Consider the following 18,592-nt stretch of genomic DNA (forward strand, 5'->3'; position numbering starts at 1 on the left):
TCCTTAGTTTTCTACCGCGCGAATGGCGGCGTCGAGATTGTCAGGATGCAAATCGGCCTGAAGAAAAGCGCTGTCGGCCGGGAGGTCAATCAGCAGCTTGTGGATCTCGCCGAAGGTCAGCACGCCGCTATCGAGCTGGTAATCCAGCAGATGGCCGCCGCCCTGGCGATCGTCGGTGATGAAATGCTCGTGATAGCCAGCGACGTTAATCCCCTGCATATGCTGCGGGGTGCGAAAACCGACCAGTATCCCTTTACGCTGGTTGAAGCGGAATACCGGCTGGTCGTCGAGAACATCGGTCATCGCCCGGTAGGGCGGGGTCTGACGGGGCACGGTCCGGGTATGGGCGTGGCGAAAATGGCCGTCGATATGCAGGGCGCAGAACAGATTGTCGGAGGGGATCTGCTGGTCGATTATCTCGTGCAACTGCTGGCGGTTTACCGGATGGTCAAAGCTGACGCGGTACTGCGGCCGAAACCAGGTCATCACCGCGAACGGCGTTTTTTGCTCCGGGCGGGCTTTGCGTGCGCTGCCGTCGGCGCGCAGCTGATAGACTTCGCTGCTGAAGGCGATCAGCTCGCCGTCAAGTTCATTAAAGGTTCCGAGACCGAAGTCGCCGTGGGTGAGCAGGTCAGCGATGGTGGTATTGCCCTCATAGACGCCGCTCAGGAGCGCGCTCATCAAAGAGGTCTGATAGATAACGCTATCAGGATGGCTGGCAGAAAAACCGCGTATGGTTTCGCACAGGCTCTGCTGGCAGGTGCATGCCGAAGGATGGGTCATCAGATACTTCCTCGTTCAACACAGATAAGAAAGATTAAATAATTGTTGACCCGATTCAGCTCTCAGTTCCAATATAGAAAACATGCTGGTTTGAGACGTTTTTGATATGGAACTTCGTTATCTACGCTATTTTGTCGCCGTGGCCGAGGCGCGGAATTTCACCCGCGCCGCCCGGGAACTCGGTATTTCTCAACCGCCATTAAGTCAGCAGATTCAGCGGCTTGAGCGAGAAATCGGCACACCGCTGTTGCGTCGTCTGACGCGGGGAATCGAGCTGACGGAAGCGGGGGAATCGTTTTATGAAGATGCCTGCCAGATCCTGGCTCTTAGCGACGCGGCGCTGGAAAAGACCAAAGGCATCGCCCGCGGGATGAACGGAAGCCTGGCGTTAGGCATCACCAGTTCTAATGCTTTTCATCCGCAGATTTTCGCGCTGCTGCGCCAGTTTCAGCTCCGCTATCCGGCGGTCAGCCTGCGCCAGGTCGAGGGCAATATGGCGGCGCTGATGAGCGCGCTGGGGGACGGGGAGCTGGATATTGCCTTTGTGCGTCTGCCGTGCGAAAGCAGCAAAGCGTTTAACCTGCGGATTATCGATGTGGAGCCGATGGTTATCGCCCTTCACCGCGACCACCCGCTTGCCGGTGAGGCCATGCTGACGCTGGTACAGTTGCGGGAGAGCGCGCCGATTCTGTTTCCGCGCGAGGTGGCTCCGGGGCTGTATGAGCAGGTATTTAATAGCTGTTTGCGCGCCGGTATCGATATGCGCCAGGCGAGGCAATCTTCGCAACTCTCCTCCTCCTTAAGCATGGTCGCCGCCGGATTTGGTTTTGCGCTGGTGCCGCAGTCGATGTCCTGTATTCAACACCCTGACGTCATCTATCACCCGCTGGCGGGGACGCCGGTGACGACGGATATTGCGATTGCCTGGCGGCGATTCGAACGTTCGCGAACGGTAAAACGTTTCCTGGAGATGTTTTAGCTGCCCCGGTCTGCTCTCGAGGCCGTCATCCGCGGTCGGGCGCGGCTATGCAAGGTAGACGTTAGCCGCCGTCGGACCGCGCAGGCCGTTGACCCGGCGAAATTCAACGCGAATACCTGGGATAATGTTTTCTGATTCACCTGGGGATAAGGCGGAAATATGGACCTGAACGTCTTTACGACCATCGGAGGGAATAATAAGGCCTTTGCCGGTTTTATTATCAAACGCTTTGACAATGCCTGTCATTTTTTGCAACAAATAAAATCCTTGTAAAAATAAGTACCGTCGCACTATACCTTAATCGGACAATAAAGCTATCGATTTTATTTTTTATCGGAGCACTCTTACCGCCGGAAAAATAAACCTTGCTAATAAATATATCCTGTGCATTAATAGTCTGGTCGGTTTGTCAGACAGAAAAAAGTTCATCAAAGCAGTTCACTAAAGCCGTTCTCATATCCAGGCGTTATCGCTGATATCTCTTTCCTTGAGTCCCTTCATTAAGTGTTAAGTTGATTGCGTGCGCAAACCCGTTTGGCGATTAAGGACGCATACAAAGGAATATTGAATGTCGAATAAAATGACTGGTTTAGTCAAATGGTTTAACGCAGATAAAGGCTTCGGCTTCATTACGCCGGCCGACGGCGGCAAGGATATTTTCGTCCACTTTTCTGCGATTCAAAACGAAGATTTCCGCGCCCTGTTTGAAGGGCAGAAGGTCGAGTTTGTGGTCGGCAGTGGCGCGAAAGGCCCGGCGGCGACAAACGTTTCCATCGTAGGATAAGTATGCTGAACGTGGGTGACCGGCGCTAGCGAAGATGGCAGTAGCCTGAGTAGACCGCTTCACCCAAATAACAGGCAGCATAAATTTAAAACCCGCCAGCGTGCGGGTTTTCTGTTTGCCAGAAAATAATGGCCGATGGCGTCATTCATTCAGTGCGATAAGAATAATTTAATCAGCGTCTGGCATCAGGCGATTAAGCCGCATTTTTTGCTGTGGTCTGGAAAAGTTTGTGGCAATAGGGGCAAATGAGCCGGGAGCCTTTTTGTACTCGGCTGAAGCTATGTTCGGAATCCTGGGAGCAATGAGGGCAGGTACATTTTACAAGATAATTACGGCGGTTTTTGCTATCTTTCCGGTCTGACATAGGATTTCCTGGCTGATTTAATGGCCTGAAACCATACAGCATTATTAAATAAATAGCCCGCACTCATTGTCTTTTGGCGAAAATAAACCGGCGGCAGGGAGATATTTCGCTGGAGAAAATGCGGTGCGCCGGGCGCTGCTCAGAAGGCGCGGGGGCCTCCTGAGCAGGTGGGCGGTTATTGCGCGACCCAGCCGCCGTCGATGTTCCATGCCGCGCCGCGCACCTGGGCGGCGCCTTCGCTACAGAGAAACAGCGCCAGCTCCCCCAGCTGTTGCGGGGTGACAAACTCGCCGGAGGGCTGCTTTTCCGCCAGCAGCTGTTCGCGGGCCTGCTGCGGATCGCTACCTTCAGCGATACGTTTATCGATCTGCTGCTGAACCAGCGGGGTTAACACCCAGCCGGGGCAAATCGCATTACAGGTCACGCCGGTGCTGGCGGTCTCCAGCGCCAGCGTTTTGGTCAGACCGACCACGCCGTGTTTGGCGGCCACGTAGGCCGACTTCTCCTTCGAAGCCACCAGGCCGTGAACCGACGCAATATTAATGATTCGCCCCCAGTTACGCGCCCGCATCCCGGGGAGCGCCAGACGACTGGTGTGAAAGACGCTGGAGAGATTGATGGCAATGATATCGTTCCATTTCTCTACGGCGAAATGCTCCACCGGCGCCACGTGCTGGATCCCGGCGTTATTAATCACAATATCCACGCCGCCAAATTGCGCCTCGGCGTAGGCCATCATCGCCTCAATTTGCTGCACATCGCGCAGGTCGGCAGCGTGGTAGCCCGGCGTTTTGCCGACCTGCGCCACTTCCGCGCGCGCGGATGCGCTATCGCCAAAGCCGTTGAGAATCAGCTGCGCGCCGGATTTTGCCAGCACCTTCGCGATCCCTAAACCGATACCGCTGGTTGAGCCGGTGACCAGCGCCACCTTTGCGTTCAGATTCATGGTATTTTCCTTCGTGATGCCGGTTATATTGCCGCATTAGACAATACCGGTTAAATAGAAGACGGCAATGACAAACAGAACCGCCAGACTTTTAATCAGGGTAATGGCAAAAATGCCGCCGTAGGCCTGACGATGGCTGAGGCCGGTGATCGCCAGCAGGGTAATGACCGCGCCATTATGCGGCAACGTATCCATGCCGCCGCTGGCCATCGAGGCCACGCGATGCAGCACCTCCAGCGGAATATCGGCGGCGTGGGCGGCGGCGATAAAGGTCTCCGACATCGCCGCCAGCGCAATGCTCATCCCGCCGGATGCGGAGCCGGTAATCCCCGCCAGCACCGTCACGCTGATGGCTTCATTCAGCAGCGGGTTGGGAATCGCCGTCAGCGCCTTTGATAACACCAGAAAACCGGGCAGCGCGGCAATGACGGCGCCAAAACCATATTCCGACGCCGTATTCATCGCCGCGAGAATGGCGCCGCTGACGGCGGTGCGGCTGCCTTCCGCCAGACGTCCGCGAATATTGCGAAAGCCGAACACCAGCACCACGACAATGCCAGCCAACAGCGCCGCTTCCACGGCCCAGATAGCGGTGATTTTGCCCACTTCGGTGACGACCGGTTTCGCCAGTCCCGGTAGAACCAGCTCGTGGGTGGCGCCGTACCACCGCGGGATCCAACGGGTAAACAGCAGGTTCAGCACTCCCACCAGCAGCAGCGGGGCAATGGCAATCAGCGGATGGGGAAGGTTGAGGTTATCCGGCGTATCCGGCTCGTTTTGCAAATCCGTGCCGTAACCTTCTCCCGCCTGCTGGGCTTTACGGCGTTGACGCTCCAGCCATAGCAGGCCAAAGGTGATGATAAACAGCGAACCGATCAAGCCAAGCCAGGGGGCCGCCCAGGCGTTGGTGCCGAAGAAACTGGTGGGGATAATGTTCTGGATCTGCGGCGTGCCGGGCAGGGCATCCATGGTGAATGAAAATGCGCCGAGCGCGACGGTGGCCGGAATCAGCCGTTTGGGGATCGCGCTCTGGCGGTACAGCTCGGCGGCAAAAGGGTAGACCGCGAAGGCCACGACAAATAGCGAGACGCCGCCGTAGGTTAGCAGGGCGCAAACCAGAACGATGACCGGGATAGCGTGACGTCGGCCGAGGATCTGAATGGCGGCGGCGACGATGGCGCGCGAGAATCCCGACAGCTCGATCAGTTTGCCGAACACCGCGCCCAGCAGAAATACCGGGAAGTAGAGCTTTACAAACCCGACCATTTTTTCCATAAACAGACCGGTAAAGGTCGGTCCGACCGCGCCGGGGTCGGTGAGCAGCACTGCGCCGAGGGCGGCGATAGGGGCAAAGAGGATAACGCTATAACCTCGATAGGCTGCCAGCATCAGTAACGCCAGCGCGGCCAGGGCGATCAAAACACTCATCACGACACCTCACTCTCATTGTTATTGGCTACAGTTCGAGAAGCTACGGTTTCAGGGCATAGCGCAGGAGGTGCTGCCGACGCGACTGGATACGCTCCAGCCGGGCATTATCCCAGCGATAAAAGCCTTGTCCGCTGCGCGCGCCGGTCTCGCCTCTGGCGACCTTTTCCGCCACCAGTTCCATCATTTGCGCGCCGCAGGCCAGCTCCGGCAGCAGGTGCTGACAAATATCCTGCACCGTCGCCAGCCCGGTCATATCGGCTGCCTCCAGCGGGCCGACCATCGCGTAGCGGCGGCCGAGGGAGGCGCGCATCACCCGATCCACCACTTCCGGCGAGGCGATACCGCTGTGGACGATATGCAGCGCCTCGCGCAGCAGAGCGAACTGCAGGCGGTTGCCGACAAACCCCGGTGCCGCCCGCTGAAGCACCACCGCTTCCAGCGCCGCGGTGGTGAAAAAGTCGCTCACCAGGGCGGGGAGTTCCGCTCGCGTGGCGCTGCCGGGCACCACTTCCACCAGCGGAATAAAGTGCGGCGGGTGCCAGAAGTGGGCGATCAGGAGCCGCTGCGGATGGACCATGCCCTCGGCAAGGCTATCCGGCGGCAGGCCGCTGGTGTTGCTGGCAATAATCGCATCGTCGGCAATCAGCGTTTCCAGCTGAGCGTACAGCGCATGTTTGAGCGCTAAACGTTCGGGAATCGCCTCAATCAGCAGCGTAGAGTCCGCCAGATCGCTAAGGCTGGCGGTCCCGACTAAGCGCGCCACAACCTCCTGCTGGTGGGCGGCGTCAAATTGTCCGCTCTCGTGCAGCTCATGCAAAATAGCGGCGGCAACGGCGGGCACTTCCGCCAGACGCGTCGGGTCGGTGTCATACAGTCGTACCCGGTGGCCGTGGCGAGCAAAGTGGCAGGCGATACCGATACCCATCAGTCCGGCGCCCAGTACCGCCAGCGTTGGTTTATACATAGTGACTCCTGTTAGCGTGCGATCGTCATAGCGATACCCTGCCCACCGCCCACGCAGAGGGTGGCAAGCCCTTTGCTGACGCCCCGGCGCTGCATTTCATGCAGCAGGGTGACGAGGATCCGGCAGCCGGAGGCGCCGATAGGGTGGCCTAGCGCAATGGCGCCGCCGTTGACGTTGACTTTACTGCTCTCCCAGCCCAGAGACTGGCCAACCGCCAGCGCCTGCACGGCAAAAGCCTCGTTAGCCTCAATTAAATCCACCTCGTCCAGCTGCCATCCGGCCCGCGCCAGCGCCATCTCGCAGGCGCTGACGGGGCCAATACCCATCACCGCCGGATCGACCCCCGCCACGGCGGCGCTGACAATGCGGCCCAGGACCGGCAGTCCCAGCTCCCGGGCTTTGTCGGCGCTCATCAGGAGCACCGCCGCCGCGCCGTCGTTGAGCGAAGAGGCGTTGCCGGCGGTGACGCTGCCGTTTTCCTTGCGGAACGCCGGGCGCAGTTGCGCCAGCTGCGCTGGCGTGGTGGCCGGACGGGGCTGTTCATCGTCGCTAATGGTCTGCGGCGGCTGCTTGCCCTGCCTGACGACGATCGGTACGATCTCTTGCGTAAAACGGCCCGCTTCGATAGCCGCCGCCGCTTTCTGCTGTGAACCGGCGGCAAAGGCATCCTGCTGCTGGCGATCGATGGCATAGCGGTCGGCGAGGTTTTCTGCCGTCACCCCCATGTGATAGTCGTTGAAAGCGTCCCACAGGCCGTCCTGAATCATACTGTCCTGCATGCTGCTGTGGCCGACGCGCAGTCCGGCGCGGGCGCCGTCAATCAGATAGGGGGCATTGCTCATGCTCTCCTGACCGCCGGCGATGACCACCTCGGCGTCGCCGCTACGGATCGCCTGAACCGCTTGCTGCACGGCTTTCAGCCCGGAGCCACACACCAGATTCACCGTCACCGCCGGGCAACTGACCGGCAGGCCGGCGCGCAAGGCGGTCTGACGCGCCGGATTCTGTCCGCAGCCAGCGGTTAAAACCTGGCCGAAAATCAGCTCGTCGACTTGCGTTGCCGGCAGCGAGCAGCGTGCCAGCAGGCCGCGCACGACCTCGGCGCCGAGGTCAACGGCGGAAAGCGCCGAGAATACGCCGCGAAAGCTGCCGATAGGCGTTCTGACCGCGCCGACAATCACCACTTCTTTCATGTTGCCTCCTCAGTTGAAACGCATTTCGCAGACGTCGTCCGGAACAATCAGGCGTCCGGCGGTTTTGCGCCTGATTTCGTCGAGGGTGACGCCCGGTGCGTATTCGCGCAGGACGAAAGTGCCGTCGCGTATCTCCAGCAGGGCGAGGTCGGTCAGCACCCGCTGGATACAGCCGACGCCGGTCAACGGCAAGGTACAGCGCGGCAGGAGTTTGGATTCGCCGTTTTTCGCGGCGTGGGTCATCACCACGATGATATTTTGCGCCCCGGCCACCAGATCCATGGCCCCGCCCATGCCTTTCACCATTTTCCCCGGGATCATCCACGAGGCGATATTGCCCTCAACGTCAACTTCAAAGGCGCCGAGAACCGTCAGATCGACATGACCGCCGCGGATCATTGCGAAGGATTGCGCCGAGTCGAAAATCGCCGCGCCGGTCCGGGCGGTGACCGTCTGTTTCCCGGCGTTGATCATATCGGCGTCGAGTTCCGCCTCGTGCGGGAAACCGCCCATGCCGAGCAGGCCGTTTTCGGATTGCAGCATGACGTCAATGCCTGCCGGGATGTAGTTGGCCACCAGCGTCGGGATGCCTATCCCGAGATTGACGTAGTCGCCATCGCGCAGCTCCCGGGCGACGCGGATGGCCATTTGTTCGCGAGTCAGCATAATCAGCGGCTCCCTGCGCGCAGCGTGCGCTGTTCAATGCGTTTCTCGAACTGGCCGACGATCAGCCGGTCGACGTAGATGCCGGGGGTATGGATTGAAGAGGGCGCAAGTTCGCCCGGCGGGACTATCTCTTCCACCTCGACCACCGTAATGCGACCGGCGGCGGCCATTAGCGGATTAAAATTTTGCGCCGTATGACGATAGATTACGTTGCCGTACCAGTCCGCCTTCCAGCCTTTGACGAGGGCGAAGTCGCCGGTGATGGCCTCTTCGAGGATGTAGTGCTTACCGGAAAACTGGCGCACCTCTTTGCCTTCCGCGACCGGCGTACCGTAGCCGGTCGCGGTGTAAAAACCGGGGATGCCCGCGCCGCCGGCGCGAATTTTTTCCGCCAGCGTGCCTTGCGGCGTAAGCTCCACCTGCAGTTCGCCGCTGAGCGCCTGCTGTTCAAAGAGGGCGTTTTCGCCGACATAAGAGGCCACCACTTTGCGTACCTGCCGCGTTTGCAGCAGGATGCCGAGGCCGAAACCGTCGACGCCGCAGTTATTGGATACCACCGTCAGCCCCTGCACGTTCCGGCGTTTGACCTCGGCAATCAAATTTTCGGGAATGCCGCACAGGCCAAAACCGCCGGCCAGCACGGTCATACCGTCCGTTAATCCTTCCAGCGCCGCTTCGTAGCTGGCGACGCGCTTATCCAGTCCTGCCATGTTTCACCTCCGCTGGCTTGCGATGGGGCTATCATTGGCGGCGCAGACTGATTTGTTAATTTTGAATTTGTGACCTACTCATTGGGTTTTTTTATTAATTTATTGTTAACTAAATTTTTTCAATTAGTTAACGGGGTGAAAAATGAGAATGAGTGTCAAACAGTTACGCGCGTTTTTAGCGGTAGCTCACACTCTGAATTTTGCCCACGCCAGTGAGCGGCTGAATATTTCGCAGCCAGCCCTCAGCCTGACCATCAAAGGACTGGAGGAAGGGCTCGGCGGCGCATTGCTGCAACGCAGCACCCGCCGGGTGACGCTGACTCAGGAGGGGGAAATCTTTTTACCGATGGCCCGCCAGCTGCTGGCTGACTGGGATAACGTCGAAGAGGCGATGCGCCAGAGCTTTACCTTGCAGCGCGGCAAAATCTCAATCGCCGCCATGCCCTCGTTTGCGGCAAACGTCCTGCCCGAAGTGTTGAAAGCCTTTCGCGATCGCTATGCCGGGATTAACGTCACCGTTCACGATGTGATAAACGAGCAGGTGATAGAAATGGTGCGTGAAGGGCGGGTGGAGATGGGGATCGCCTTTGAACCGGCGCCGACCAATAATCTGCTGTTTACCCCGCTGGGCGTTGACCGCTTTATCGCGATTGTGCCGAAATCATCGCCCCTGGCCGGCAAGCCGCGTCTTTGCTGGCGCGAGCTGCTGACGCTGGATTTTATTACGCTGCAGCGGCCTTCAGCGGTCCGCCTGATGCTGGAAGAGGAGCTGGCGCGCAGCGGCCGTCAGCTGGATGTCGCGCTGGAGAGTCACCAGCTGGTGACGGTGGGCAGAATGGTGGCCAGCGGCCTCGGCGGCAGCGCCGTCCCGGCGCTCTGTCAGTCGCAGATGCAGGCGCTGGGCGCCGTATGCCTGCCGCTGGATAATCCGCCGATTGAGAAGTGTATCGGGGTTATCCATGCCGGTCATCTGCAGTTGTCGAAGGCGGCGCAGGCGTTGCTGGGCACGCTGAAAGGGGCGCTTGCGGCTTGAGTGACGGGCGAGAATAAAAAAACCGGCGTGGTTAGCCGGTTCAGGAATCAGATTTTGCAGGCGTCGCCGCAATCATCATCGGCAACGATCGCTTCGGCTTTTTTGTCAGCATCTTCAAGGCGTTCAGCATTGCGCTCTTGCGCCTCTTCCAGACCGCTGAAGACCAGATTGTCGAGATCAATTTCCATGAGTTACCCACTTTCGTTCAGTTTTGACGGTGGTCAGTATAGGGCAAAACCACGGCAGGATGAACCCTCGGCGCCCCGTTACCGCACAGAGCGATAATGCCGACGCCGGGCGGCCCGATGGCGACGGCCTGGAGCTGTCCTGCTTTGCCGCGACGCAGGACAACGACCTCAGTCGCAGGGCCTCGCGGTTTAGCCGGAGGCGACCACCTCATGGCAGGCCACATAGTGACCGTCGGCTATCTCACGCAGGGCGGGGATGTCGCGGCGACAGCGGTCGTTGGCCTGGGGACAGCGGGAGGAAAAACGGCAGCCGGGCGGTGGATTCGACGGATCGGGAAGCTCGCCTTGTACGACCGCGACGGGTTCTGCGTGCGGGTCGAGCGTCGGTACCGCGGCCAGCAGCGCCTGGGTGTAGGGGTGGCGCGGCTGGGCAAACAGCGCATCGCGGCTGGCGGTCTCCACCAGCTGTCCGAGATACATCACCGCCACGTCATCGCACAGATGTTCCACTACGCCAAGGTCATGGGAGATAAACAAAAAGGTGACGCCGAAATCGTCGCGCAGATCGGAAAACAGATTGATGATCTGCGCCTGAATAGAGACATCCAGCGCCGAGATCGGCTCGTCGGCAATGATAAAGTCCGGATTGAGAATCAGCGCACGGGCGATACCGATCCGCTGACGCTGACCGCCTGAGAACTCATGGGGAAAGCGGTTGTAGTGCTGGGGCGCGAGGCCGCAGATCTGCATCACCGCAATCACCTTGTCATACAGTTCCGCCCGGCTGCACAGCTTATGCTGCAACATGGCTTCGCCGATCGCCTCGCCGATGCGGATCCGCGGGTTAAGCGAACTGTAGGGGTCCTGAAACACCAGCTGGATTTTGGGCCGCAGCGCCTGCATCTCCCGCGAGGAGAGGGCGGAGAGCTCCCGCCCCCGGTATTTCACGCTACCGGCGGTTTTCTCATACAGTCCGAGCAGCGTGCGGCCCACGGTGGTTTTCCCGCTGCCGGATTCGCCCACCAGGCCGAAAATGGTCCCCTGGCGAATGCGAAAGCTGACGCCGTCCACCGCCCGCAGTTGCCCGGTTTGCTGGCCAAAGAGCCCGTCGCGCAGCGGAAAGTGTTTTTTTAATCCTTCGACTTCAATGACATATTCATTGTTTTCCGTATTCATACAACCGGCCTCGCGGATAGGGTGTGAAAGCAGGCGACCTGCCGCGTTGTTCCCCGCAGCGGGGGGAGACTCTGGCGGCAGTCGGCGTTGGCCCGCTCGCAGCGGTCGGCAAAGGCGCAGCCGGGCGGCAGGGCGGCGAGATCCGGCACCTGCCCGGGAATGGAGTACAGGCGGCGGCGTCGCTCGCCGGGCAGCGGGCGTGAGGCGATCAGCCCCTGGGTATAGGGATGCTGCGGGTGGCGCAAGATCTCGGCCGTCGGGCCTGTTTCGACCACCCGTCCGGCGTACATTACCACCACCTGTTGCGCCATTTGCGCAATGACCCCCAGATCGTGGGTGATCAGCATCATCGCCATCCGCCTGGCCTGCGCCCGATCGCGCAGCAGGCGCAGGATTTGCGCCTGAACGGTGACATCCAGCGCGGTGGTCGGTTCATCGGCGATCAGCAGCTGCGGCTGGCAGCTCAGCGCCATGGCAATCATCACGCGCTGTAGCATGCCGCCGGAGAGCTGGTGCGGGTAGCTGCTCATCAGGCTATCCGCACGGGCCAGCCCCACTTCGCTTATCAGGCGGGTGGCGTGGCGCCAGGCGGCTTTGGGGGTCTCGCCACGGTGGCGAATCAGCGGCTCGCACAGCTGCTCGCCGATGGTCAGCACCGGGTTCAGCGCGGTCATCGGTTCCTGAAAGATCATCGCCAGCTGGTTGCCGCGCAGGTCGGCCATGTTGTTGGCCTGCAGACGCAGCAGGTCCTGGCCGTGAAAGAGGATTTCGCCGCTATCAATACGCGCGGCCTGGGGCGGCAGCAGGCCCATTAAGGCCATGGCGGTGACGCTTTTTCCGCAGCCGGATTCGCCGACCACGCCGACGGTCTGGCCGGCGTGAATAGCGAATGACACCTCCTGTACCGCCCGCACGCGCTGTTTTTCGCTGGCGAAGGAGACCGAGAGTTGTCGGAAGGTGATTAACGGGGCGCTCATTTCAGCCTCTGTTTCATTTTCGGATCCATCGCATCGCGCAGGCCGTCGCCCAGCACGTTAATGGCAATGACGGTGATAAAAATGGCGATACCCGGCGGCATCCACAGCCACGGGCGGCGCTGGAAGTCGATCAGGCTGTTGGCGGCGTCCATCATATTGCCCCAGGAGGGCGTGGGCGGTACCACCCCCAGTCCAAGGTAGCTGAGCGCCGATTCGCTGAGAATGGCATTCGCCACCGCCATGGTGGCCATGACCACCAGAATCGGAATGGTATTAGGCAGCAGATGACCAAACAGACGACGGCGGGCGGAGAGGCCCAGCACTCGGGTTGCCAGCATGAAGTCGCGCTCGCGCAGCGACAGGCATTGACCCCGCACCAGCCGCGCCAGTTTTGGCCACTCCAGCAGGCTGAGCATCACCACCACCATGTAGACCCGGGCGTCCGGGGAAAAATCGAGCTCGGATAACATCGCCCCGGCGACGATCAGCAGCGGCAGGCCGGGAATGGTCATCACCAGGTCCGCCAGGCGCATGATCAGCTTATCGGTCAGGCCGCCGGCATAGCCGGAGACGGCGCCGAGCAGATAGCCCAGCGCCACCGACAGCAGCATGGTGAGCAGGCCAATAATCAACGAAATGCGTCCGGCCATCAGCAGGCGGGTGTAGACATCGCGGCCGAGAAAGTCGGTGCCCAGCCAGTGCTCCGCGCCGGGCGGCTTGTTAATCATCAGGACATCGGTGGCATCATCTTTCCACGGCGACCACAGTGGCCCCAGCACGCACCAGGCGGCCATCACCGCCAGCAGCAGCAGGCAAAACATAGCCAGCCGGTTGCGCTTCAGCGACCGCCATGCCTGGCGCCACGGTGATGGGGTGATCATCGCGAGCGCCGGAATCTCCGCCTTGCGCAGGCGACGTTGTGTTGAAAACAGCGTGCTAAACATGATTTATGACCTCACGCGAATTCGCGGGTCGGCCCACGCGTAGAGAATATCGGCTATCAGGTTGCCCAGTATAGTGAGCGCCGCCAGAAACAGGGTAAACCCCATCAGTACCGGATAATCGCGGGCGGCCAGCGAGTCGATATGAATATGTCCGGCCCCGGGCCAGTTAAAGACCTTTTCCGTGATGATGGCGCCGGAAAACAGTCCCGGCAGCTCGAAGCCGAGCAGGGTGATAATAGGCAGCAGCGCATTACGCAGCGCGTGCTTGAAGATCACCGTCCGTTCGCGCAGCCCTTTGGCGCGGGCGGTACGAATAAAGTCCATTCTGATCACGTCGAGCATGCTGGCGCGGAAGTAGCGCGTCAGGCTGCCGGCCTGCAGCATCACCAGCGCCAGAACCGGCAGCACCAGGTGCGCGGCCACCTGCAGGATATAGTCCCAGCCGCGATCATCGCTGCCGGTGTTGGTCATCCCGCCCACCGGCAGCCAGCGTAGATCCACGGCGAACCACTTAATCAGCAGCAGACAGAGAAAAAAGGTCGGAAAGGACATCGCGGCAAAGACCGCCACGCTCACCAGGTGGTCAAATAGCGAGTTGGGCTTCATGGCAGAGACGATGCCCACCGTCAGGCCGATACCCCAGTAAAAAACCAGCGCAATGCTTGCCAGCAGGAACGAGTTCCAGATGTACTGGTTGAGCAACTGGCTGACCGGAATCTGGTATTGCAGCGAGAAGCCCAGATCGCCTCGTAGCAGCTGGCCGAGCCAGCGCAGATAGCGGGTCAACAGCGGCTGGTCGAGGCCATAGATGGCTTTGAGTTCGGCGGCGCGCGCGGCGGTGAGGGTAATATTGCCGTCGATAAAGTCGCCGGGAGTTTTGGCAAACAGCATAAAAATGATCAATGAGGCCAGCAGCAGCATCGGCAGCGTCTGTAGCAGCCGTCTCAGGATAAAATTTCTCATAACATTCTCGTATCAGCCGCCGGATTATTCCGGCGGCTGTGATGATTACCTGGCGATTTTCACATCCGGCAGGCTGCCGGTCAGGCCGTTATAAATATCCGGTTTAAAACCGGATACCCTGGCGCTGCTGGCCGAGAGAACCTGGCGATAGCCGAGAAGAATAACCGGCGGGTCTTCCGCCAGCACCTGATACAGCTGGTGGTAAATCGGCTTCCGTTTTTCGACGTCGAGCACCGCGTTGCCTTCATTAATCAGCTTATCGACCTGCGGATTGCTATAGCCTGACTCTTTGGCTTCGCTACTGTAGAAGTCCCATACGCCATCGTGCGGGTCGTTGAGCGTACTGGTGCTGAAGGAGGCCAGGTCATAGTTGCCGGCTTTGCGCTGGGCCATCAGGGCGTTGAAGTCGACCACCTGCGGTTTGAGCACGATGCCTATCTGCTGCCAGTTCTCTTTGGCAATCGGGATTAGCGCATCGTTGATCACCTTCTTACTGACCAGCAGCGTCAGCTCCAGACGTTGACCGTCTTTCACGCGGATGCCATCCGGCCCCGGTTTCCAGCCCGCTTCATCGAGCAGTTTTTTCGCCTGCGCCGGATCGTAGTGATACGGGTTGACCCCCTGCGGATTATAGGCCCAGGAGATGGGGGCGATCGGTTCAATGGCCACCTTGCCATAGCCCTGGTACACCACATCGATCAGCTTCTGGCGGTCGAGGCCGTAAATCAGCGCCTGACGCACTCTGGCATCCTTCAGCGCCGGACGACGGAGGTTAAATTCCACCTGGCTGTAATCGCTGGAGCCGTAGAGGTTGATATTGGCGAAGCCGAGCATTCTCAGCTGTTCGATATCGTCCGGGCGTGCGGTAAAGGCGTCGTAGTCGGTTTCACCGGTCTGAAACAGCTGGAAGTTGGTCGACGGGTTGGTGACGCGGTAAATAAAACGCGGTGTCGGCGGCGTGCCGCGGTAGAAGTGGCTGTTGGCGTGGAAACGAATCTCCTGGCCCGGAATATATTTGTCATAGACGTAAGGACCGTTGCCCAACGGTTTTCCGTGCAGGGTGCGGAGATAGTCGAGATTGCCGCGTTGATATTCCTTGCCATAATACGCTCTGGAGAGTACCGGACCGCCAATTTTTGCCAGCGTTGTGGCGCCAGGTTGCGTGGTGGTGACCTGCAGGGTAAGCGGGTCGATGACCTTCAGACCGCTGACGCTGTCGGCTTTGCCGGCTTTATATTCGGCGCCGCCGGCAATGTTGGCGAGGGTAATATCGGTATCGCCGTCATACTTCGGATCCAGCAGCACGGTCAGGGTAAAGGCGACATCTTCCGCGGTGAGCGGCGAGCCGTCGCTGAAGGTCAGATTCGGCCGCAGCTTGATGGTATACACCTTGTTATCGGCGCTGACCTGCCAGCTTTCGGCAAGTCCTGGGACCAGGTTGCCGTGGCTGTCCCAGTCAATCAGGCGCGAAAAGATGACGTTGGTGACGTTTTCATCCCAGCCGTTAACGAAGAAGTAGGGGTTAAAGATGCCCTGCGGCTCGGAAATCCCGGCGACGATAGTGTCTTTACGCAGTTTGGCGGCCGCCGGGATCTGGCTGGCGTCGGTGGCCGGGGTGATGCCTTGCTGCAAAATGTCGTCCGCGCTGGCAACAGAAGAAAATGCCAGCGTGCCGCCGATTAACGCGATGCTGAGAGCGCGTGCGAATCGCGTTTGTTTAGTTTTTAATCCGTGCAGTAATCTGGACAAAAGTGCTCCTTCATCAAATGATTGCGCTGAAATTTACAATTCATGACGAAAGATAAGAGGCGTACCACGGCCTGTCTAACAACGAAAACATATGATCTATAGCGAATCGGCATTAGCAATAATCTGGCAATAAAATGCCAGATTTTGCTTAAGAGGCAGAGTTTTTCACCGTCGGCTCTGTGCCGAGGGTCAGCCGGTCCGCGACCCAGCCGTGCTGGCCCAGCGCGCGGTCATCCAGCGGCCGGGACAGGCGGATGCGCAGCTGCCCGATGACTCGCCCCTGGATCTGCTCGCAGTTGCCGTACAGCAGGCGCGCGCCGTCGCCGAGCAAGGCGGCGATATGGTGTAAATCCGGCTCACCGCCGCTGCTGCCGTCGAAGTGCAGGGTCACCAGCTGCGAGCCGTCCACCGACGACAGATTTTCGCCGGGGCGAGCGTGATGCAGCGTACTGGTCATGCTGCGCGTCACTTCGTGCTGAGGGTTGCCAAACGCCCGCCACACCTCGCCCTGTTCGATAATGTGCCCGCACTCCAGCACCGCCACCCGATCGCAGAGCGTGCGGATAACCTCCATTTCATGGGTGATGAGAACGATCGTCAAACCCAGGCGCTGGTTAATCTCTTTCAACAGCTTCAGTACCGAGAGGGTGTTTTCCGGGTCAAGCGCCGAGGTCGCTTCGTCGCACAGTAGAATTTCCGGCTGGGTTACCAGCGCGCGCGATCCCGGTGCGCTGTTTTTGCCCGCCGGAGAGCTTTGCCGGCCAGCTATCGCGCAGGGCGCTGAGACCGACCAGTTCCAGCATCTCATCGACCCGGCGCTGCCTTTCGGCCCGCGGAACGCCGGCCATCTTGAGCGGCAGCTCGACGTTTTGCGCCACCGTTTTGGTCGACATCAGGTTGAAGTGTTGAAAGATCATCGCCACCCGGCGGCGCAGGTCGCGCATCTGGCTGCGTGAATAGAGCAATGTCCGTTCGCCGTGAATGGTGATTTCGCCGCTGTCGGCGTTTTCGAGGCGATTAAACAGGCGCAGCAGCGTCGATTTCCCGGCGCCGCTGCGGCCGATAATGCCGAAAATCTCGCCCTGATAGAGCGTCAGGTTAATGTTCTGCAACGCCTGAACGCCGTTGGGGTAGGCTTTGCTGATTGCGTTTAACTGTATATGCGGTACGGCACGAGGGTTGTGGGTCACGATAGTTTGCTCCGTCAGCCTTAAAAAACCGGCGGCCTCGCCGCCGGATACGCTCCGCTTCTCAGAAGCCCGGGACGATTTTGCCCTTGTAGCGGGTCAGAATAAAATTGCGTACCGCGTCGGAGTGCAGCGCTTTCGCCAGCTTCTGGATCCCCGGATCGTTGAGGTTATCGGGACGGGCCACCAGATACTCGACGTACAGATCGCTGCCTTTTTCCACCAGCAGGGCTTTATCGGTATCGATCCCTGCTTCCAGCGCATAGTTGGCGAATATAAACGCCAGATCGACCTGATTCACCGCCCGCGCCAGCATGGCGCCTTCCAGCTCGCGAATTTTAAAATGATGCGGGTTGGCGACGATATCTTTGGTTGCCGACTGCGGATCTTTCGGGTTTTTCAGCGTGATCAAACCCGCATCGCTCAGCATTACCAGCGCCCGCCCGGTGTTGACCGGGTCGTTAGGGATAGCGATGGTGGCGCCATCCGGCAGCGCTTTGATGTCGTGGTATTTGCTGGAGTAGGCGCCAAACGGTTCAATATGGACGCCCACCACCGGCACCAGATGCGTATGTCGCGTCTGGTTGTAGTTATCGAGGAATGGACGGTACTGATAGTAGTTGGCGTCGAGGTTTTTCTCCGCCAGCTGTTGGTTGGGCTGAATAAAGTCGTTAAAGACTTTGATTTTCAAATCCACGCCCTGTCTGGCCAGCTCCGGCTTGACGAACTCAAGGATTTCCGCGTGCGGTACCGGCGTGGCGCCGACGGTCAGCGTCTCGCTGGCGGCGGCAGAGGCGGAGAAGAGGGTTAGCAGTCCGGCCGCGATAAGGGTCTTGTGCACTATTTTTTTCATGGTTTTTTCCTTGGAAAGTCGCGTGTCTTCTTATTTACGGCTCACGTAACGCACAAGGCGGTCGCCGCTCATCTGTAAAACCTGTACCAGGGCAATCAGCAGCAGGACGGTGACTACCATCACGTCGGTCTGAAAGCGCTGGTAGCCAAAACGAATCGCCAGATCCCCGAGCCCGCCGCCGCCGATAACCCCGGCCATAGAGGTGTAATCCACCAGCAAAATCGCGGTGACGGTGACGGCGGCAAGCAGACCGGCGCGCGATTCGGGCAGCAGGGTGTGCCAGATCAGCTGCGCGGTATTGCCGCCCATTGACCAACTGGCCTCCACCAGACCGTGATCGACCTCGCGCAAGGCGCTTTCCACCAGCCGGGCGAAGAAGGGGGCGCAGCCCGCCACCAGCGGCGGAATGGTGCCCTCTACGCCCAGAGAGGTGCCGGTTATTAAGGTGGTGACCGGGATCATCACGATCAGCAAAATAATGAACGGCAGCGAACGCAGGACGTTGACGCAAAACGACAGCAGGCGATACAGCCGCGGGGCGTGCAGCAGTCGCGGCTGGCCGGTGAGGTAGAGGACAATCCCCAGCGGCAAGCCGAACAGCACGGTAAAGCCCAGCGAACACCCCAGCATGATTAACGTGTCGATGCCCGCCTGCGTCACATCGTTCCAGTCGATATCGGCAAAAAACTCCAGCACGGGGGC

20 protein-coding genes and 1 pseudogene are annotated in these 18,592 nt (G+C 59.5%); 3 read left to right on the forward strand and 18 right to left on the reverse strand.

What is annotated here, in order from left to right:
* Positions 1–3: 3 nt before the first annotated feature.
* Positions 4–783 carry an acetolactate decarboxylase gene (budA, locus tag Electrica_RS10765; RefSeq protein WP_141964452.1) on the reverse strand — a complete coding sequence of 260 codons (780 nt, stop codon included), beginning with the start codon at positions 781–783 and terminating at the stop codon, positions 4–6.
* A gap of 106 nt (positions 784–889) precedes the next feature.
* On the opposite strand from budA, the gene Electrica_RS10770 reads away from it, so the two are divergent.
* Positions 890–1,762 carry a LysR family transcriptional regulator gene (locus Electrica_RS10770; protein WP_141964453.1) on the forward strand — a complete coding sequence of 291 codons (873 nt, stop codon included), beginning with the start codon at positions 890–892 and terminating at the stop codon, positions 1,760–1,762.
* 45 nt (positions 1,763–1,807) lie between these two features.
* On the opposite strand, the gene cspF is transcribed toward Electrica_RS10770, so the two are convergent.
* Positions 1,808–2,020 carry a cold shock-like protein CspF gene (gene cspF / locus Electrica_RS10775; protein ID WP_100683625.1) on the reverse strand — a complete coding sequence of 71 codons (213 nt, stop codon included), beginning with the start codon at positions 2,018–2,020 and terminating at the stop codon, positions 1,808–1,810.
* Between the two features lie 310 nt (positions 2,021–2,330).
* On the opposite strand from cspF, the gene cspA reads away from it, so the two are divergent.
* Positions 2,331–2,546 (forward strand): RNA chaperone/antiterminator CspA, encoded by a 216-nt coding sequence (cspA, locus tag Electrica_RS10780; protein ID WP_100683626.1) that lies wholly within the window; start codon positions 2,331–2,333, stop codon positions 2,544–2,546.
* Between the two features lie 193 nt (positions 2,547–2,739).
* Here cspA and Electrica_RS28830 read toward each other — a convergent pair whose 3' ends face one another.
* From Electrica_RS28830 to Electrica_RS10810, 7 genes are all read right to left on the reverse strand, one after another.
* Positions 2,740–2,952, reverse strand: a complete 213-nt coding sequence (locus Electrica_RS28830) for a YnfU family zinc-binding protein (protein ID WP_407081256.1) — start codon at positions 2,950–2,952, stop codon at positions 2,740–2,742.
* 133 nt (positions 2,953–3,085) lie between these two features.
* Complete coding sequence (locus Electrica_RS10785) at positions 3,086–3,856, reverse strand: 3-hydroxybutyrate dehydrogenase (protein ID WP_131047953.1); 771 nt, start codon at positions 3,854–3,856, stop codon at positions 3,086–3,088.
* Positions 3,857–3,892: 36 nt separating this feature from the next.
* On the reverse strand, positions 3,893–5,287 hold the full coding sequence (locus tag Electrica_RS10790) for a GntP family permease (protein WP_208764241.1): 1,395 nt from the start codon (positions 5,285–5,287) through the stop codon (positions 3,893–3,895).
* A 40-nt stretch (positions 5,288–5,327) separates the two neighbouring features.
* Entirely contained in the window at positions 5,328–6,251 is a 924-nt protein-coding gene (locus Electrica_RS10795; RefSeq protein ID WP_141964455.1) for a 3-hydroxyacyl-CoA dehydrogenase family protein, read from the reverse strand.
* A gap of 11 nt (positions 6,252–6,262) precedes the next feature.
* Positions 6,263–7,444, reverse strand: coding sequence for an acetyl-CoA C-acetyltransferase (locus Electrica_RS10800; RefSeq protein WP_141964456.1), 1,182 nt, complete (start codon positions 7,442–7,444; stop codon positions 6,263–6,265).
* A 9-nt stretch (positions 7,445–7,453) separates the two neighbouring features.
* A complete protein-coding gene (locus Electrica_RS10805; RefSeq protein WP_131047957.1) occupies positions 7,454–8,110 on the reverse strand; it encodes a CoA transferase subunit B in 657 nt (218 codons plus the stop codon).
* A 2-nt stretch (positions 8,111–8,112) separates the two neighbouring features.
* The gene (locus Electrica_RS10810) at positions 8,113–8,820 is read right to left on the reverse strand and encodes a CoA transferase subunit A (RefSeq protein ID WP_141964457.1); all 708 of its coding nucleotides are present in this window, start codon (positions 8,818–8,820) and stop codon (positions 8,113–8,115) included.
* Between the two features lie 142 nt (positions 8,821–8,962).
* Between Electrica_RS10810 and Electrica_RS10815 the strand changes: the two genes are divergently transcribed.
* Positions 8,963–9,853, forward strand: a complete 891-nt coding sequence (locus tag Electrica_RS10815) for a LysR family transcriptional regulator (protein WP_160704640.1) — start codon at positions 8,963–8,965, stop codon at positions 9,851–9,853.
* 47 nt (positions 9,854–9,900) lie between these two features.
* Here Electrica_RS10815 and Electrica_RS10820 read toward each other — a convergent pair whose 3' ends face one another.
* From Electrica_RS10820 to Electrica_RS10860, 9 genes and pseudogenes are all read right to left on the reverse strand, one after another.
* Positions 9,901–10,041 carry a hypothetical protein gene (locus tag Electrica_RS10820; protein ID WP_004862935.1) on the reverse strand — a complete coding sequence of 47 codons (141 nt, stop codon included), beginning with the start codon at positions 10,039–10,041 and terminating at the stop codon, positions 9,901–9,903.
* Between the two features lie 189 nt (positions 10,042–10,230).
* A complete protein-coding gene (locus Electrica_RS10825) occupies positions 10,231–11,217 on the reverse strand; it encodes an ABC transporter ATP-binding protein (RefSeq protein WP_131047960.1) in 987 nt (328 codons plus the stop codon).
* Positions 11,214–12,194 carry an ABC transporter ATP-binding protein gene (locus tag Electrica_RS10830; RefSeq protein ID WP_141964458.1) on the reverse strand — a complete coding sequence of 327 codons (981 nt, stop codon included), beginning with the start codon at positions 12,192–12,194 and terminating at the stop codon, positions 11,214–11,216. Before Electrica_RS10830 ends, Electrica_RS10825 begins: the two co-directional genes overlap by 4 nt.
* Complete coding sequence (gene opp4C, locus Electrica_RS10835; protein ID WP_160704646.1) at positions 12,191–13,138, reverse strand: oligopeptide ABC transporter permease; 948 nt, start codon at positions 13,136–13,138, stop codon at positions 12,191–12,193. The genes Electrica_RS10830 and opp4C overlap by 4 nt, the downstream gene beginning before the upstream one ends.
* A 3-nt stretch (positions 13,139–13,141) precedes the next feature.
* The gene (locus Electrica_RS10840) at positions 13,142–14,101 is read right to left on the reverse strand and encodes an ABC transporter permease (protein WP_141964460.1); all 960 of its coding nucleotides are present in this window, start codon (positions 14,099–14,101) and stop codon (positions 13,142–13,144) included.
* A 45-nt stretch (positions 14,102–14,146) separates the two neighbouring features.
* On the reverse strand, positions 14,147–15,850 hold the full coding sequence (locus Electrica_RS10845) for an ABC transporter substrate-binding protein (RefSeq protein WP_141964461.1): 1,704 nt from the start codon (positions 15,848–15,850) through the stop codon (positions 14,147–14,149).
* 148 nt (positions 15,851–15,998) lie between these two features.
* Positions 15,999–17,040: pseudogene (locus tag Electrica_RS10850) on the reverse strand (methionine ABC transporter ATP-binding protein).
* Positions 17,041–17,101: 61 nt separating this feature from the next.
* A complete protein-coding gene (locus Electrica_RS10855) occupies positions 17,102–17,878 on the reverse strand; it encodes a MetQ/NlpA family ABC transporter substrate-binding protein (protein WP_142255873.1) in 777 nt (258 codons plus the stop codon).
* A 42-nt stretch (positions 17,879–17,920) separates the two neighbouring features.
* Positions 17,921–18,586 carry a methionine ABC transporter permease gene (locus Electrica_RS10860; protein ID WP_407081247.1) on the reverse strand — a complete coding sequence of 222 codons (666 nt, stop codon included), beginning with the start codon at positions 18,584–18,586 and terminating at the stop codon, positions 17,921–17,923.
* Between the last annotated feature and the right edge of the window lie 6 nt (positions 18,587–18,592).

It is taken from the genome of Klebsiella electrica (assembly GCF_006711645.1).
GTDB lineage: Bacteria > Pseudomonadota > Gammaproteobacteria > Enterobacterales > Enterobacteriaceae > Klebsiella > Klebsiella electrica.